The sequence below is a fragment of the Duganella paludis genome (assembly GCF_054461335.1).
Genome location: NZ_CM136922.1, coordinates 4,222,478 through 4,239,239, shown reverse-complemented (window position 1 = coordinate 4,239,239; position 16,762 = coordinate 4,222,478). Strand labels below are relative to the sequence as shown.

At 60.8% G+C, this 16,762-nt stretch carries 17 protein-coding genes; 4 read left to right on the top strand and 13 right to left on the bottom strand.

Annotation, left to right across the window (positions count from 1 at the left end; translation table 11 throughout):
- Window positions 1-25 precede the first annotated feature (25 nt).
- The gene (gene secA / locus ACXZ1M_RS18805; RefSeq protein ID WP_459049166.1) at window positions 26-2,809 is read right to left on the bottom strand and encodes a preprotein translocase subunit SecA; all 2,784 of its coding nucleotides are present in this window, start codon (window positions 2,807-2,809) and stop codon (window positions 26-28) included.
- Window positions 2,810-3,033: 224 nt separating this feature from the next.
- On the opposite strand from secA, the gene ACXZ1M_RS18800 reads away from it, so the two are divergent.
- A complete protein-coding gene (locus ACXZ1M_RS18800) occupies window positions 3,034-3,519 on the top strand; it encodes a DciA family protein (RefSeq protein WP_459049165.1) in 486 nt (161 codons plus the stop codon).
- Between the two features lies 1 nt (window position 3,520).
- Here the strand turns inward: ACXZ1M_RS18800 and lpxC are convergent, their stop codons facing one another.
- Both lpxC and ACXZ1M_RS18790 read right to left on the bottom strand, forming a co-directional pair.
- On the bottom strand, window positions 3,521-4,456 hold the full coding sequence (gene lpxC, locus ACXZ1M_RS18795) for a UDP-3-O-acyl-N-acetylglucosamine deacetylase (RefSeq protein ID WP_459049164.1): 936 nt from the start codon (window positions 4,454-4,456) through the stop codon (window positions 3,521-3,523).
- 23 nt (window positions 4,457-4,479) lie between these two features.
- A complete protein-coding gene (locus tag ACXZ1M_RS18790) occupies window positions 4,480-5,322 on the bottom strand; it encodes a DMT family transporter (protein WP_459054042.1) in 843 nt (280 codons plus the stop codon).
- Window positions 5,323-5,455: 133 nt separating this feature from the next.
- On the opposite strand from ACXZ1M_RS18790, the gene ACXZ1M_RS18785 reads away from it, so the two are divergent.
- Window positions 5,456-6,112 (top strand): DUF4214 domain-containing protein, encoded by a 657-nt coding sequence (locus ACXZ1M_RS18785; protein WP_459049163.1) that lies wholly within the window; start codon window positions 5,456-5,458, stop codon window positions 6,110-6,112.
- Here the strand turns inward: ACXZ1M_RS18785 and ACXZ1M_RS18780 are convergent.
- The gene (locus ACXZ1M_RS18780; protein ID WP_459049162.1) at window positions 6,097-6,885 is read right to left on the bottom strand and encodes a helix-turn-helix transcriptional regulator; all 789 of its coding nucleotides are present in this window, start codon (window positions 6,883-6,885) and stop codon (window positions 6,097-6,099) included. The genes ACXZ1M_RS18785 and ACXZ1M_RS18780 overlap by 16 nt on opposite strands.
- A gap of 94 nt (window positions 6,886-6,979) precedes the next feature.
- Here ACXZ1M_RS18780 and ACXZ1M_RS18775 point away from each other — a divergent pair, with 94 nt between their 5' ends.
- Together ACXZ1M_RS18775 and ACXZ1M_RS18770 are read left to right on the top strand one after the other, a co-directional pair.
- Window positions 6,980-7,756 carry a class I SAM-dependent methyltransferase gene (locus ACXZ1M_RS18775; protein WP_459049161.1) on the top strand — a complete coding sequence of 259 codons (777 nt, stop codon included), beginning with the start codon at window positions 6,980-6,982 and terminating at the stop codon, window positions 7,754-7,756.
- A gap of 173 nt (window positions 7,757-7,929) precedes the next feature.
- Window positions 7,930-9,138: a DUF4214 domain-containing protein gene (locus tag ACXZ1M_RS18770; protein ID WP_459049160.1), complete on the top strand. Its 1,209-nt coding sequence runs from the start codon at window positions 7,930-7,932 to the stop codon at window positions 9,136-9,138.
- A 31-nt stretch (window positions 9,139-9,169) separates the two neighbouring features.
- On the opposite strand, the gene ACXZ1M_RS18765 is transcribed toward ACXZ1M_RS18770, so the two are convergent.
- The 9 genes from ACXZ1M_RS18765 to ACXZ1M_RS18725 form a co-directional block, all read right to left on the bottom strand.
- Complete coding sequence (locus ACXZ1M_RS18765; RefSeq protein ID WP_459049159.1) at window positions 9,170-9,445, bottom strand: type II toxin-antitoxin system RelE/ParE family toxin; 276 nt, start codon at window positions 9,443-9,445, stop codon at window positions 9,170-9,172.
- A complete protein-coding gene (locus ACXZ1M_RS18760) occupies window positions 9,442-9,831 on the bottom strand; it encodes a hypothetical protein (protein ID WP_459049158.1) in 390 nt (129 codons plus the stop codon). The genes ACXZ1M_RS18765 and ACXZ1M_RS18760 overlap by 4 nt, the downstream gene beginning before the upstream one ends.
- Window positions 9,832-9,906: 75 nt before the next feature.
- Window positions 9,907-10,779 (bottom strand): extracellular catalytic domain type 1 short-chain-length polyhydroxyalkanoate depolymerase, encoded by an 873-nt coding sequence (locus tag ACXZ1M_RS18755; RefSeq protein WP_459049157.1) that lies wholly within the window; start codon window positions 10,777-10,779, stop codon window positions 9,907-9,909.
- 76 nt (window positions 10,780-10,855) lie between these two features.
- Window positions 10,856-12,070 carry a sensor histidine kinase gene (locus ACXZ1M_RS18750; RefSeq protein WP_459049156.1) on the bottom strand — a complete coding sequence of 405 codons (1,215 nt, stop codon included), beginning with the start codon at window positions 12,068-12,070 and terminating at the stop codon, window positions 10,856-10,858.
- Complete coding sequence (locus ACXZ1M_RS18745; protein WP_459049155.1) at window positions 12,063-12,752, bottom strand: response regulator transcription factor; 690 nt, start codon at window positions 12,750-12,752, stop codon at window positions 12,063-12,065. The genes ACXZ1M_RS18750 and ACXZ1M_RS18745 overlap by 8 nt, the downstream gene beginning before the upstream one ends.
- 42 nt (window positions 12,753-12,794) lie before the next feature.
- Window positions 12,795-13,298 (bottom strand): redoxin family protein, encoded by a 504-nt coding sequence (locus ACXZ1M_RS18740; protein ID WP_459049154.1) that lies wholly within the window; start codon window positions 13,296-13,298, stop codon window positions 12,795-12,797.
- A gap of 78 nt (window positions 13,299-13,376) precedes the next feature.
- On the bottom strand, window positions 13,377-14,603 hold the full coding sequence (gene ftsZ, locus ACXZ1M_RS18735; RefSeq protein WP_459049153.1) for a cell division protein FtsZ: 1,227 nt from the start codon (window positions 14,601-14,603) through the stop codon (window positions 13,377-13,379).
- 111 nt (window positions 14,604-14,714) lie between these two features.
- Window positions 14,715-15,947, bottom strand: coding sequence for a cell division protein FtsA (gene ftsA, locus ACXZ1M_RS18730; protein WP_373990675.1), 1,233 nt, complete (start codon window positions 15,945-15,947; stop codon window positions 14,715-14,717).
- Window positions 15,948-15,961: 14 nt separating this feature from the next.
- Entirely contained in the window at window positions 15,962-16,762 is an 801-nt protein-coding gene (locus tag ACXZ1M_RS18725; RefSeq protein WP_373990674.1) for a cell division protein FtsQ/DivIB, read from the bottom strand.

Sequence of the window (16,762 nt, the reverse complement as noted above, 5' to 3'; positions counted from 1 at the left end):
ACGGAGCCGAGGCTCCGTTCTTGTTTTACGCCAGCTTGCCGTGGCAAGCCTTGTATTTCTTGCCGCTGCCGCATGGGCATGGATCGTTGCGGCCGACTTTCAGGCCCAGTTCCATCAGCTGCTCGCCGCTCAGGTTCTGCAGCTCCGGTGGCAGGCCGCCGAACTGCGATGGCGCCAGCAGTTCTTCCGGCGCCGCGTTCGGGTTGAAGTCGGCGTGCTGGTAGCTGACGTTTTCCACGTGCGACTTCTGCATCTCCGCTTCCGCCGCGTCGATTTCTTCACGCGACTGGATGCGCACGGTCATGATCAGCTTGACGACTTCGTTCTTGATCATGTCCAGCATCTGGCCGAACAGTTCGAACGCTTCGCGCTTGTATTCCTGCTTCGGATTCTTCTGGGCGTAGCCGCGCAGGTGGATACCCTGACGCAGGTGGTCCAGCGCCGCCAGGTGTTCGCGCCAGTGGCTGTCCACGCTTTGCAGCATGACATTGCGCTCGAAACCAGCGAACGATTCCTTGCCGACGATCTCCACTTTCGACTGATACAGCGCATCGGCCGCAGCCAGCACGCGCTCGACGATTTCTTCATCGTTCAGGTCCGGCTCTTTCTCGATCATGGCCGCCAGCGGCAGGTCGATCTGCCATTCGGCGGCCAGCGCCGCTTCCAGGCCTTTGATGTTCCACTGCTCTTCCACCGATTCGGCCGGCACGTATTCACGCACCAGGTCGGTGAAGGCGCCGTGGCGCAGCGACTGGATCAGTTCCGAAATGTCGGTCGCTTCCAGCAGCTCGTTACGCTGCTGGTAGATGACTTTACGCTGGTCGTTGGCGACGTCGTCGTATTCCAGCAATTGCTTGCGGATGTCGAAGTTGCGCGCCTCAACCTTGCGCTGGGCCGATTCGATCGAGCGCGAAACGATGCCCGCCTCGATCGGTTCGCCTTCCGGCATTTTCAGGCGGTCCATCACGGCGCGCACGCGGTCGCCGGCGAAGATGCGCAGCAACGGGTCGTCCAGCGACAGGAAGAAGCGCGACATGCCCGGGTCACCCTGGCGCGCGGCACGGCCACGCAGCTGGTTGTCGACGCGGCGCGATTCGTGGCGTTCGGTGCCGACGATGTGCAAGCCGCCAGCGGCCACCACTTGTTCGTGCAGCGCTTGCCAGCCGTCGCGCAGGGCCTTGGCTTGGGCGGCCTTGTCGGCGTCGCTCAGGTCAGGGTTGGCTTCGACGAACTGGATCTGCTTTTCAACGTTACCGCCCAACACGATGTCGGTACCGCGACCGGCCATGTTGGTGGCGATGGTGATGGCTTTCGGCGAACCGGCCTGGGCGATGATCTCCGCTTCACGGGCGTGCTGTTTCGCGTTCAGCACGTTGTGCGGCAGGTTGCCCTTGGTCAGGATGCCCGACAGCAGCTCGGAGTTTTCAATCGAGGTGGTGCCGACCAGCACTGGTTGGCCGCGGTCGTAGCATTCGCGGATTTCCAGCATCATGGCGTTGTATTTCTCGATCGCCGATTTGTACACCTGGTCCTGGCGGTCTTTACGCGCCGACGGACGGTTCGGCGGAATCACCACGGTTTCGAGGCCGTAGATTTCCTGGAATTCGTAGGCTTCGGTATCGGCCGTGCCGGTCATGCCGGACAGCTTGGCGTACATGCGGAAGTAGTTCTGGAAGGTGATCGAGGCCAGGGTCTGGTTCTCGTTCTGGATCTTCACGCCCTCTTTCGCTTCCACCGCCTGGTGCAGGCCGTCGGACCAGCGGCGACCCGTCATCAGGCGGCCGGTGAATTCATCGACGATCACTACTTCATTGTTCTGCACCACGTAGTGCTGATCCTTGAAGTACAGCGCGTGCGCGCGCAGCGCCGCGTACAGGTGGTGCACCAGCGTGATGTTGGCCGAGTCGTACAGCGAGGCGCCTTCCGGCAGCAGGCCCATCTTGGTCAGGATGGCTTCGGCTTTTTCGTGGCCGGCTTCGGTCAGCAACACCTGGTGCGATTTCTCGTCCTTGGTGTAGTCGCCCGGCACTTCGATCTTGCCCTTGCCGTCCGAGGTTTCCTCGCCGATTTGCAGGGTCAGCAGGCCCGGCACTTCATTGATCTTGTAGTACAGGTCGGTGTGGTTCTCGGCCTGGCCGGAAATGATCAGCGGGGTGCGGGCTTCGTCGATCAGGATCGAGTCGACTTCATCGACGATGCCGAAGTTCAGCACGCGCTGCACGCGGTCCTTGGCGTCGAACACCATGTTGTCGCGCAGGTAGTCGAAACCGAATTCGTTGTTGGTGCCGTAGGTGATGTCCGAGGCGTAGGCCGACTGCTTGGCCGAGTGCTCCATCTGCGACAGGTTGATACCGGTGCTCAGGCCCAGCCAGCCGTACAGCTTGGCCATGGTTTCCGCATCGCGCTGCGCCAGGTAATCATTGACGGTGACGATGTGCACGCCCTTGCCCGACAAGGCATTCAGATAGGCCGGCAGGGTCGCGGTCAGGGTCTTGCCCTCGCCCGTGCCCATTTCGGCGATCTTGCCGTAGTGCAGAACCATGCCGCCGATCAGCTGGACGTCGAAGTGACGCATCTTGAACACGCGTTTGGACGCTTCGCGGCAAACGGCGAAGGCTTCAGGCAACAGGGCGTCCAGCGATTCGCCATTGGCGATACGTTCTTTAAAGGCGAGCGTCTTGGCTTGCAGCTCGGCGTCGGACAGTTTTTCCATCGCCGGCTCGAGCGCATTGATCTCGCGTACCGTTTTTTGGTATTGCTTGAGCAGTCGCTGGTTGCGGCTGCCGAAAATCTTGGTCAGTAAAGACATGCTTGAATTCTTGAAAAAACGCCGTTAAAAAAAGCCTGTTTAGGGGAAAAACGCCTTACTGCACGGAATTCGACTATGGCAAAAGACGGTGATTTTATCACGCGTCCGGAGCTACATTGGGTTATTGGCCTATATAACAATAGCCCGACTGTGAACAATGTCACAAAATCAAGCAATTTTAACCGGTGGTGACGATTTTTGGGTGCTGTGATAAGGTTCGCCGCATGCGATTCAACTCCTCCAACCTCTCGCTCAAGCGCCCCACAGCGGTGGAAGCCACCGATTTCCTGCGCCGCAATGACAAAATGGCCACGCTTTTGCCGGCCATTCAGCGCATGGCGCGCCTACAAAAGGACTGCGCGGCGATTTTGCCGCCCATGTTCAAGTTTTGCGAGATTTTGGCGTTTGAGGAGGGTCAACTGACCTTGTCGCTGCCGAACACCTCGCTGGCGGCCAAGCTCAAGCAGCAAATCCCCAAGCTGCAGGAGACGTTGGCCGTGCGCGGCTGGCAAGTGCAGCACGTCAAGCTGAAGGTGCAGATGACCAAACCGGCCGAGATCAAGGAGAAGATGCGTTCGCTGGAGCTGCCGCCGGCCGCCGTCGAGGCCTTCGACCAGCTCAGCGCCTCGCTGGAGGACAGCAAGCAGAACAGCGCGCTGATCGACGCGGTGAAGGCCATGGTGGCCCGCCGCCGCGCCGGTGGCGGCTAGATCAAGTTAGCGCCCACTCGCGCGCCATCTGGCGCACGTACGATTGCGGCGCCGCATCGAGGCTGTCGAAGGTGACGATTTCATAGGCGTCCGGATGCTTGAGCAGTTCCAGCAGCAGCTGGTTGTTCAGCGCATGGCCGGATTTGTGGGCTTCGTACGAAGCCAGCAGAGGGTGGCCGACCAGGTACAGGTCGCCGATCGCGTCGAGGATCTTATGGCGCACGAATTCATCGTCGTAACGCAGGCCGTCCGAATTCAGGATGCGGTATTCATCCATCACGATGGCGTTTTCCAGCGAGCCGCCACGCGCCAAGCCGATACCGCGCAACATTTCCACATCCTGCATGAAGCCGAAGGTACGGGCGCGCGCGACGTCGTGCACGTAGGAGACGTCGCCGAAATCCACGTGAGCGCGCTGTTGCGTGCCATCCACCGCCGGGTGGTTGAATTCAATGAAGAAGTCGAGCTTGAAGCCGTCGTGCGGCAGCAGGCGAGCCCATTTTTCCTTGTCGCCCTTGCCTTCGCGGATCTCGACCGGCTTCAGCACGCGGATGAACTTCTTGGCCGCCGGCTGCTCCTGCACGCCCGACTGCTGCAGCAGGAACACGAACGACGAGGCCGAGCCATCCATGATCGGGATTTCCTCGGCGCTGACTTCGATATACAGATTATCAATGCCGAGGCCGGCGCAGGCCGACATCAGGTGCTCGACGGTGGAGACGCGCGCGCCATCCTTGACCAGCACCGACGCCATGCGGGTGTCGCCCACCGCCATGGCGCTGGACGGGAACTCCACCATCGGCGACAGGTCGACGCGGCGGAACACGATGCCGGTGTCCGGCGGGGCCGGGCGCAAAGTCAGCTCGACCTTGGTGCCGGAGTGCAAGCCGACACCTGTGGTGCGGACCAGTTCTTTGATAGTGCGTTGTTTTAACATCCGTCGATTATAACGAACTGTGGTTAAGGATGCTCGGCTTCCACATGGACCGCCTCGCGCCGCACCAGATAGATGCCGCTGGCGATGATGATGCCGGCCCCCAGCAGCGTATAGCCGTCCGGCAGGGTTTGCCACAGCAGCCAGTCGATCGCCACGCCCCAGGCCAGCGCCGTGTACTCGAACGGCGCCACGATCGACGCCTTGCCGGTGCTGAAGGCCTTGGTGATGGCCAACTGGCCGAAGAAACCGGACAGCGCCAGCGCCACCAATATCCAGCCGTGTTCGGCCCGCACCGGCACCCAGATATGCCAGGACAGCGTCACCGCGCCGGCTGCCATCATGGTCAGCAGCCAGAACATCATCGATTCGGTGCTGTCGGTGCGCGCCAGGATGCGTGCGCTGATGGCCGACACCGCGTAGCAGGCGGCAGCGGCCAGGATGGCCAGCCCGCCCAGCGACAGGAAGCCCGTGCCTTCGGGACGCAACACCACCAGCACGCCCAGCAGGCCGACCGCGATCGCCACCCACTGCCCGGCCACCACGTGTTCCTTCAGCAGCCACACGGACAGTGCCGTGATCAGCGCCGGCGCGATGAAGAAGATCGAATACGCCTCGGCCAGCGAAAGCGACTTCAGGCCGAAGGCAAAGGTGGTCAGCATGGTGATGCCGAGCACGGCGCGGAAAATCTGCATGCCCCAGCGCACCCGCAGCACGCCCTTGAACGCGCCGCGATACAGCATGTAGCCGCACAGCAGCGGCAACGAACTGAGCGAGCGCATGGCGGTCACCTGCATCGCCGGATAATGGGCGGACAGCAGCTTCATGGTGGTGTCCATGAAGGAGAACATGGCGACGGCGGTCAGCATCGCGTAGATGCTGTGCAGGTTTTCGGTGCGGGAAGAGAGGGAGGGCATCGCTGCGATTATAGCAAGCCGGAAGTACCGGTGAAATTGGCGATAGATTACAATACTGCAATTAAATATTTTTCAGGATTTAACGATGCGTAAAATTACCCTGGCAGCAATGCTCACCGTTAGTGCCGCCCTGCTGGCCGGCTGCGGCAAGGAACAAGCCCCTGTAGAAAAACCGGCGGCCTCCGCACCGGCCCCTGCGCCGAAACCGGACACCACCAACCTGACCCTGCCTGAAGCGCGCGAAAACTACACCGTAGAGAAAACCGCTGACGGTTACGCCATCAAGAACACCAAGACCGGCGTGGTCACCAAAGGCGCGGCCGATCTCAAGCGCGTGCACTTCACCGACCAGTCGCTGGCACTGGATATCGAATCGTCGGGCCGCATCTACCGCCTGTACCAGGCAACCTTCAACCGCACACCTGATCTGGCCGGCCTCGGCTTCTGGCTGCACTCGGTGGAACGCGGCGCACCGCTGGAAGAAGTCGCCACCCAGTTCATGCAAAGCAAGGAATTCCAGGACCTGTACGGCAAGAATCCGTCGGACAAGGAATTCATGACCAAGCTGTACAAGAACGTGCTGCACCGCGCACCGGACAAGGCCGGCCTGGACTACTGGCTCAAGGCCCTGAAAGAAGGCACCTCGCGCGCGCAAGCCATCGTCAACATGTCCGAAGGCGCGGAGAACGTGGCCCAGGTCGCACCGACCATCGCCAACGGCATTCCTTACGCCAAGCAGTAATCGCCCGGCAACAGCATCACCAGCTTGAGGTCGTGCCGCTGAGCCAGGTGCAGAGTCACCTGGTTGAAGCCGAGCTCGCCCATGCTGGGATGCTGGAACAGGCGCAGGCCGCCTTCCCTGCTGACCACGTCCTGCAGGGTCCATAGCGCGCGGAACTCGGCGCTGGTACGCGACAGTTCATCGATCAGCCCGGCCAGCGGCTGCTGGGCGGCGTGCTTGCCAACATCGGCGCGGAACTCCGCCACCAGGCGGCGCGCGCGGTTTTCCCAATCGACGATCAGGCCGCGCGCAGCGGCGCTGCGGAACATGAAGCGCAGCAGGTTGGGCCGCACCGGCGCCGCCTCCTCCACATCGAGCCAACCGCCGAACAAGGCCAGCGCGTGGTCGTTCCACGCCACCGCGTCCCATTGCCGGTCCAGCATATAGGCCGGCGCATTGATGGCGTCGACCATCGCTTGCAGCGCTTCGCCGCCGCCTTCCTCTTCCACCCCGTGCTGCGGGTCGAGCCGTTCGGCCAGGCTGAACAGATAGGCACGCTCGGCCACCGTCAAGTGCAGCACTTCGGCCATGCGCGCCAGCAGTTTGCCGGAGGCCGACACGTCCCTGCCCTGCTCCAGCCAGGTTAGCCAGGTCGGGCTGACGTCGCACAGCTGCGCCAATTCCTCGCGCCGCAGGCCGGGCGTGCGGCGCCGTCCGGCGGCGGGCAAGCCGAGACTGGCCGGCGTGGTGCGCTCGCGATGGGCGCGGATGAATTCTCCGAGTTTGCTGTGCATGGTAGTTCCCGATACCAGGATAAATCCTTGTCTTGTTACAGGATAAAAACACGCCTATTCTGCCCTGACTGATCCCACTTTTGGAGAAAACATCATGCAACAGCAAGCCGTCGTCGCCCAGCAATTCGGCAATACCGCCAGCGCCTACCTCACCAGCAGTGTCCACGCGCAGGGCGCGGACCTGGCCATGCTGCGCGAGATGGCCGCCGCGCTGCCCAAGCGGCCGGTAGTGCTGGACCTGGGCTGCGGCGCCGGTCACGCCGGGTTCGCGGTGGCGCCGGTGGCGGAATCGGTGACGGCCTATGATTTGTCGCCCGAGATGCTGGCGGTGGTGGCGGGCGCGGCGCGCGAGCGCGGACTGGACAATCTCGTTACGCGGCAAGGGGACGTAGCCGAGCTGCCGTTCGCGGACGCCTCGTTCTGCATGGTGGTCACGCGCTTCTCGGCGCACCACTGGCTCGACGTGCCGGCCGCGCTGCGCGAAATCAAGCGCGTGCTGAAGCCGCGCGGCGTGGTGGTCATCATCGACATCACGGCGCCGGAAACGCCGCTGCACGACACTACCTTGCAAGCAGTGGAACTGCTGCGCGACGGCTCACACGTGCGCGACTACCGGCCGTCGGAATGGCTGCGCATGCTGGACGATGCGGGCTTGAAGGCCGAGCGCGTCAACGACTGGAAACTGCAAATGAAATTCGACGAATGGACCGCACGCATGCGCACGCCGGCCGAGCGCGTGACCGCCATCCGCAGCCTGCTGCACAGCGCCCCGCAAGAAACGCGCGACTACTTCGCCGTGCAGTCCGACGACTCGCTCACCATCGACTCGACCCTGTTCAAAGCCAAGCACGACTTCGGCGACATCTACTGATGCGCGCTGCAGCCGACCATTAGGCCTGAAAGTGAAGGCGCATTCGTCTAGCGTCACCCCACATGAGATTTAGGTCGATGGCCGACGGAAAACCAACGTTGATAGCATCTCTAAAAATATCTATTTGGAAACAAATGCAGTATCATGTTTTCAATTAAATAAGAGACCATGCTATGCGCCATCGAGCAATCAACCTACTTGCCATCATACTTTTCGCGGCTATCAGCGGCTGCGGCGGGGGCGATCAGCTTGAATCATCCAATCGCATTGCGTCTGGATCCAGGATTCAGGGAGGCGCCCCCATCGCAGAGGAAGATGATGACCTCGCATTGCCGAATGACCGCGCTCAGTACTTAATAACTAGTACCGAAGGCGGATATATCATCACCGCAATTCCGAATGATGGTAACAGCCGTAATGTAAAGGTTCTTAGACGAATTCAATTCGCAGACACATCACTCGCACTAGACCTGGAACACAGCGGCAAGATATATCGCTTATACCAAGCGGCCTTCGACAGAAAACCCGATCTGGCAGGCTTGGGCTACTGGTTGGAAGTAATGGATGGGCAAGTAGAGCTCGAAACAATCGCAGAAAATTTTGTCGCCAGTACTGAATTTCAACAGCTTTATGGAGTGAATCCCAGCGACACGCAGTTTCTTACCAAGCTGTACAACAATGTTCTCCACCGCGCACCAGATTCTGCTGGACTGGCTTATTGGTTAAATGCGATGCAGCAGGGGCTCTCAAAGGCACGCGCGCTCATTGAGTTTTCGGAAAGCACAGAAAATAAAACTGCACTGGCTCCAGCCATAGAAAACGGCATCGCCTATGCACAAAATGGTGTCAACTATAGGCCAGTTGCTAGTGCTGGAACCGACATCCAAACAACTACAAAATTAACGATAACATTAGATGGCGGCGCAAGCAAAGATGCAAATGGCGATTTGCTGAATTTTTCCTGGCAGCTAAGTGAAAAGCCGAGCACAAGCAGTGCCTCACTTTCATCAGCATCGACCAGTAGACCTTACTTCGTGCCTGACGTCGCGGGAACATATAAGCTCTCACTTGAGGTAAAAGACAGGCTGCTGACCAGTCGCCCTTCAACAGTCACCGTGACTGTATCAGCAGCGCAGGTAGTGCCAATTCCCGACACAGGGATCTATAAATGTTCCTTGCTATCTAAATCCCAAGCCGAAGCTCTCTATCTTTCCGGTCATACCTATCTAGATCGTGATCGTGACGGCAAGCCATGTGAGGCAAACGATATTGTCCTAGAAACGCCAATTGTCATTCCGCCCGTAGTCGTAAAGCAATGCTGGGTCAATGGGTATACCCGAAAAAATGGCACCTACGTTAAAGGGTACTGGCGGCGATGCTAACGATCGCCGAATGAAGGAAAAACGGCGGTCGTCAAGGATAGTTGCGACTGGTGTGAACGACATTTAAGGCGGTGACTGTCGTCGCATTCTCAAGGAAAATCACAATGTAGTGCTTATGCTCTATAAGTTCATACGTGTCCTTAACGCGTCCGGGCCGGCGGGGAAAATTTGGATCGGCGAGTTGGCTGACTTGGTCATCAATGCGCTCAAAAAGACTCGCAGCGGCCAGCGGATTGCTGCGAGCGATGTAGCGTTCTATATCGTCCAGATCAGCGAGATATCCCGCGCTCCGGACCACTCGTTTCATGGGATAGTGTGGCTGGCTTTTTTGGCGGCGCGGATTGCCATCCACTCTTCCTCTGAAAATACGCGGTTCGAGCCGTCCTGCAGTCCGGCCATCGACGCCTCGACTTTTCGAGTCAGCCATTCGTCGCGCGTTGGCGATTTCAGATTCGGATGCCATGCTCCAGTATCGACATTGACTTCCGTAATCCCAGCCTCGCTCAGCACGAGCAGTGCTTCACCTGGATCGCGAAAACCAGCTGCCACTCCCTGCTCCAACGCGAGTCGAAGCATACCTTTCGCAGTGACGATTCGAATCTCAAATATATCAACGTCAGCAAATAGCGTGACGGACGAAATTTCACCCAACGCATAGGCTGCCCGCAGCTCGGCGATATTTAAAAATTTCATGACGTCTCCAAATTCACTTTCGCTATTCGCATGCTAATGCTGTGCCAGACCTCCATATTACGCCTGCCACAATCCTTAGCGGATGTGCTTTTCGAAGAACTGCCAGATGACTTCATTGGCGTCCATGTCGCGGGTGGTTTTGCCGATGGGAAGGCCGACGTTGAAGGCGTCGGCGCCGGGCCAGGTGTGGCCGCCTTCGCGCACCGTTGCCAGCGCCACGGTTTGTTGGCCGTTGCTTTGTTCGATCCAGCTTACGTCCGTGCCGTCGCCGGTGTCCGGGTTGATGGTGCGGCGGCTGGCGGCCACGCTGATGTCGTTGCGCTTCAGCCAGTAGGCGTAGCTGTCCTGTGCCGACAGGTAGCCGCCCTGCTTGCCGTCGTAAGTCACGACCTTGTCCGCCGTGCCGTGGATGAGGAGCACGCCAACCTTGCCGGGCTTGGCGTGGTGCTGCACCACCGGCTCCGGCATCGGCCCGCCGACCGACGCCACCGCCGCGAACAGTTGCGGCAATTCGGCGGCGATGCGCAGCGTGAAGAAGCCGCCGCGCGACAGTCCGGTGGCATACACCCGCTGGCCGTCTACGCGATAGTCCTGTTTGAGCTTGGCGAGCAGCGCTTCGGTGAAGCCGATGTCGTCGCTGCCTTCGAGGTAGGACATGCCGAAGCCGACGTTCCAATCATTCTTGATGCCCAGCGGGTAGACGACGATGAACTGGTGGCGGTCCGCCGCGCGGTTCATCTGCGTGTACAGCATTTGCTCGGCCATGGTCATGCCGCTGCCGTGAAAGTTGAAGACGACCGGGAAGGCCTTCTGCGGCTGGCTGTCGTAAGACGGCGGCGTGTACACCAGATAGCGCCGCTTTTCTTCCTTGTGAACCAGGGACTTCACCTGCGCGAACGCCGGCAAGGAAGTGCATGCCAACAGGATGAGAGTGATCAGGATTTTCATAACGCGTACCGTTCAAAGTTGAAGAGTACACAGCATAGAAAACCGCCGGTGAAATCCAGGTGAAATCCGTCGTCTTTCAGCGCGGGCGCAGCGGCACGATGTCGACGCGATAGGTCACCGCGCCGGCATGGAAGCTGATCTTCCATTGCATGGCATCGGCGATGCGCAACAAAAGGTGCTGGCCGTGCTGGAAGCCCTGCATGGCTCCCGCGTGATCGGGGTCGACGGAGTTGCCGACGACAAGCACACCATCCGCGAACGTCAATCGCAGCCGCGCGACCGGCCCGCCATGGAACACCGCATTGGCCACGCAGTTATTGATCAGCAGCGTGCACAGATGGCGGTTGCCCGTCACCTCCAGCCGCTCCGGCAATTGCAGCAGCAGCCGGTCCTCGCCGGCGCTTTCCTCGTCCAAGTGACGCAGCAGGCTGTCCTCGATGCAGCCGCGCAGGTCGAACGTTTCGGCGGCGATGTGCTCAGCACGTGCAAGCGCGAACAGCAGATCAACCGTGTTGCCCATCTCCGCCAAGCCTGCCTGCAGCTGCGCCACTTCCTGAGCATCCAAAGGACGTGATGCGGCTTGCCGCAGCGTGTTATTCATCACCGTCAGCGGCGTGCGCAGCTCATGGCCGACATCGCGCGTGAAGGCATGCTCGCGGTTCAACGCCGCGTGGAGTTCGGTGAGCGTGGCGCCTAACTTCTGCGCGAGATAGCCGATTTCGTCCTGCCGCGCCATGGCGCTGAACGCGACCGGGCCGGGGGATGCATTGCGGCGCACTTCGTCCGCCAGCACCTGCAACGGCGACACCAGGCGCCGCGACAGCAAGTAAGCCAGCAACAGTGCCAACGCGATCAGTCCCAACGCAACGGCGGTCAGGAATCCGCCGACCTCCTGGAACAGTTTGGACACCACCAGCAGCGGACGCACATCGGCCAGCAGGTAGATGCTCTGTGGACCGGGCAAGTCCAGCGCACGCAAGTGATAGTGCGGCCCCGTGTCGGTGGAGATCTCGGCGCGTTCGCGGCCGGCGGCCGCCTGCTCTCTCGCCGGCGCAGGCAGCGCGTCCACACTGCGGTAGATGCGGATCAGTTCATCGCGCGGCGCCGGCACCTCGCCATGCCGGCTAAAGTGTGCACTGACGGCGGCCGCTTCCCGCTCCAGCAGCCGGTCCACCAGCATGTCTTCCGTCACATAGGAAATGACCAATGCAAGCGCGGTATAGCCGAGACAAATCAGCACCGTGAATCCTGCCAGTGCGGCAAACAGGCCATGCCGGATCGATTTAAACATCGAGCGCCAGCCGGTAGCCCAGTTGCGGAATGGTGACGATCATCTTCAGCGCGCCAACCTGCTCCAGCTGCTTGCGCAGCGCATAGACATGCGACTTGAGCGCATCACTGTCCGGCGGCTCCGCGCCCCACAAGGCATGCAACAACGCCGAGCGCGACACCGCCTGCGGATACGCGCCGCACATGGCCAGCAGGATCTTGAAGCCGGCCTGCGTCAACGCCACCGGCACATCGTTGTAGACGGCGCGCTTTTCGCGCAACAGCAGCGTCAAAGGACCGATGCGCATTTCCTGGTCCAGGTGCAGCTGCCCGCGCCGCGCCAGTGCTTCACAGCGCAGCGCCAGTTCGCGCAGGTCGAAAGGCTTGGTCAGGTAATCATCCGCACCCTCGCTGAAGCCGCGCGCCTTGTCTTCGAAGGCATCGCGCGCGGTAAGCATCAGCACCGGCAGATTGCGCGGGGCGCGCGCCTTGATGGCGCGACATACTTCCAGCCCATCCATATCGGGCAGGTTCAGGTCCAGCAGCACCACGTCGTAGACCTCGCGCGTGGCCAGTTCGATCGCCAGCGCGCCGTTGGCCGCATGGTCGGCCTGCCAATTGAGCCCATCGAAGAACTCGACGATCTGACGGGCGATCGTCGCATGGTCTTCCACCACCAGTATGGACAGGGAGCTGCGGTTCATAGTGCGCGCAAAAAGAAACGGCGCCGAAGCGCCGTTAATGTATTACAGCTGGCCCAGCAGGGTTTCAGCATTGGAGACTTCGAACTTGCCGCCCTGCTCGATGTTCAGCTGGGTGACCACGCCGTTGTCGACCAGCAGCGAGTAGCGCTGCGAGCGGGTGCCCATGCCGAACTTGCTGAAGTCGGCGTCCAGGCCCAGTGCTTTCGAGTAAGCAGCGTTACCGTCGGCCATCATGCGCACGATGCCGGTGGCTTTCTGGTCGCGGCCCCACGCGCCCATCACGAAGGCGTCGTTGACCGAGATGCACCAGATCTCATCCACGCCCTTGGCTTTCAGCTCATCGGCGTGCTTGACGTAACCCGGCACGTGCTGCGCCGAGCAGGTTGGGGTGTAGGCGCCCGGCAGGCCGAAGATGGCGATCTTCTTGCCCTTGACCAGATCCTGCACGTTGAACGTGTTAGGGCCCAGCGAGCAGCCTTCGGTTTCGGTTTCGATGAATTCAGACAGGGTGCCTTCTGGCAGTTGGTCGCCGATTTTGATGGTCATGGATGACTCCTAATAAAAATAAATAAAAAGCCGCGCCCCAAGGCGCGGCTTTTGCCCGGATAGAACCGGCAGTATGCCTTAATCGGCTTGCTTGCGCAGGAAAGCAGGAATGTCGTAGGTTTCCATGCCGTTCTTCTCCATCGCACGCACCTGCTCCGAGGCCGACTCGCGACGCCATACCGCCGGCGCCTTCATGCCGTCGAAGGCTGGCGATGCGCCGCCGCCCATGCCGCCGGCAGCGCCCATCGACAAACCTTGCGTAGCAGCCGCGCCGCCCATGGCAGCCGATGGCATCATCGGGCTGTTGTGGGTGCCGGTGCGCAGCATCTGCTGCGGCACCAATTGCACGTGCTTCTTGGCTTTACCCAGGCCGGTGGCAACCACGGTCACGCGGATGTTGTCGCCCATGTCGTCGTCGTAGGCGATACCTTGAGCGATCGAAGCGTCCGGCGCCGCGAAGGCGCGCACGGCGGCCATGACTTCCTTGATCTCTTTACCTTTCAGGCCGCGCGACGCGGTGACGTTCACCAGCACGCCGCGTGCACCCGACAGGTCCACGCCGTCCAGCAGCGGCGAAGCCACGGCTTGTTCGGCGGCGATGCGCGCACGGTCCACGCCCGAAGCGGTGGCGGTGCCCATCATGGCCTTGCCCTGCTCGCCCATGATGGTCTTCACGTCGTTGAAGTCGACGTTGATGTGGCCCGGCACGTTGATGATCTCGGCGATACCGGCAACGGCGTTGTTCAGCACATCGTCGGCGTGTTGCAGCCATTCGATCAGCGATTCGTCTTCGTAGATCTCTTCCAGCTTCTCGTTCAGGATCACGATCAGCGAGTCGACGTTGGCCGACAACTGTTCCAGGCCTTCATCGGCGATGTCCATGCACTTCTGGCCTTCGTGCGAGAACGGCTTCGATACCACGGCCACGGTCAGCGCGCCCAGCGACTTCGCCACTTCAGCGACGATCGGTGCGGCGCCGGTGCCGGTGCCGCCGCCCATGCCGGCGGCGATGAAGACCATGTGCGCGCCGCGCAGCGAGTCTTCGATGCGCTGGCGCGATTCTTCGGCCAGCTTGCGGCCGACGTCAGGCTTCATGCCCGCACCCAGGCCGGTCTCGCCGATCTGGATGACGTTGTGCGCCTTGGAAGTGGACAGTGCCTGGGCATCGGTATTGGCGGCGATGAACTCGACGCCCGACATGCCTTTATTGATCATGTGTTGTACCGCGTTGCCACCCGCACCGCCGACGCCGACGACCTTGATGACGGTACCCAAAGCTGCGTTATCGACCATATCGAACTCCATGATGTAACTCCCTATCAGAATGCGGTTTTCAAGCGCCAGTCCTCATAATTGTAGGAGAACTGGGGATTGAAAACTGCGGTTTAATATAAAAAAATTTGTACCTGCCCTGCCTCAGAAATTCCCGAGGAACCATTCCTTCATGCGCTGCCAAACTGCCTTAACCGATCCATCCTGCCGCGTGACGATGTGGCCACGCAGGTACTGCTTTTTCGCTTCCAACAACAGGCCAAGCACGGTCGCGTAGCGCGGGCTGCGCACCACGTCGGCCAACTGGCCACGGTAATCCGGCGTGCCCAGACGCGCCGGCTTGAGGAATATGTCTTCCGCCATTTCGACCATGCCCGGCATGATCGCGGTGCCGCCGGTGAGCACGATGCCCGACGACAGCACGCCTTCGTAGCCCGACTCGCGCACCACCTGGTGCACCATCGCGAACAGCTCTTCCACGCGCGGCTCGATCACGGCGGCCAGCGCCTGGCGCGACAGATTGCGCGGACCACGATCGCCCAGTCCCGGCACTTCCAGCGATTCGCCCGGATCGGCCAGCACCTGCTTGGCCACGCCGTAGCGGATCTTGATCTCTTCCGCTTCGGTGGTCGGCGTGCGCAAGGCCATGGCGATGTCGTTGGTGATCTGGTCGCCGGCGATCGGGATCACGGCGGTGTGGCGGATCGCGCCGTCCGAGAACACGGCAACGTCGGTGGTGCCGCCGCCGATGTCGATCAGGACCACGCCGAGTTCTTTTTCATCCACCGTCAGCACCGCGTCGGCGGAAGCCATCGGCTGCAGGATCAGGTCCGATACTTCCAGGCCGCAGCGGCGCACGCACTTGACGATGTTCTGCACCGCCGACACCGCGCCGGTCACGATGTGCACTTTCACTTCGAGGCGGATGCCGCTCATGCCGATCGGCTCGCGCACATCTTCCTGGCTGTCGACGATGAATTCCTGCGGTACCGTATGCAGCAATTGCTGGTCGGTCGGAATGTTAACCGCCTTTGCCGTTTCGATGACGCGCGCCACGTCGGTGGCCGTCACTTCCTTGTCCTTGATGGCCACCATGCCGCTCGAATTGAAGCTGCGGATATGGCTGCCCGCGATGCCGGCGTAGACATTGCGGATCTTGCAGTCGGCCATCAGCTCCGCTTCTTCCAGCGCGCGCTGGATCGATTCCACGGTCGCTTCGATGTTGACCACCACGCCCTTCTTCAAGCCTCGCGACTCATGCTGGCCCAGGCCGATCACTTCGTGGCGTCCATCGCCCATCACCTCGGCCACCACGGCCACCACCTTGGAGGTGCCGATATCGAGGCCGACGATCAGGTTTTTCGCGTCTTTTGTCATTTCTTCTCTGCCTGCTAGTTATGCTTTGGGGCCGTTTTCTTTGCCGTTGGTTTTGGTTTCGCGCCTTCCGCCGGAATCTTCAATCCCGATGCGCTCAACGCCAAACCGTTCTGGTACCGCATGTCTATCGTCTCTATATTCGGCAGGTGTTCCACCAGTTGCGGATAAATCCCCACCAACCGGTCCACCCGCTCCTTCAACGTGGTGCTGGTCTGTTCCCGCCCCAGCGCCACGCTCGTTCCGTTATCCAGCTTCACCGTCCACGCGTAGCGGCTGGACAGCGACAACGCCTGCGGCGCCAGCTTGAGCGGCGCAAACCATGTGCGCAGCTCGGCGTAACGCGACAACACTTCCTTCTCGCTGCCGTCCGGCCCGTCGAACTCCGGCAGCGCGTGATCCTCTTCCGCCTCGGCCAGGTTGGCGGTGAACACATCGCCCTTGGTCGATAGCAGCCTGCCGTCCTCGCCCCACGTGCCCAGCGCCTCGTGTTCTTCCAGCGCCACGATCAGCTGGTCCGGCCATTCGCGCCGCACCGTTGCGCGGCGTACCCAGGGCACCGATTCAAACGCCAGCCTGACCGCATCCAGGTTGGTGGTGAAGAAGTTGCCCTTGATCCGGCCCAGCGCATTGTTCCGCAGCGTCAGATGGTTCACATGCTTCAGGTCTTCGTCAGCGATATTCTCGATTCGGATCGTGCGCAGGTTGAACATCGGCCGTTGCGACACCCACCACACCCCGGAAGCTATGCATGCCAACAACGTCAGCGCAAACAGCCCGCTGGCGGTTGCATTCAAAGCCTTCGCGTCATGCCACAT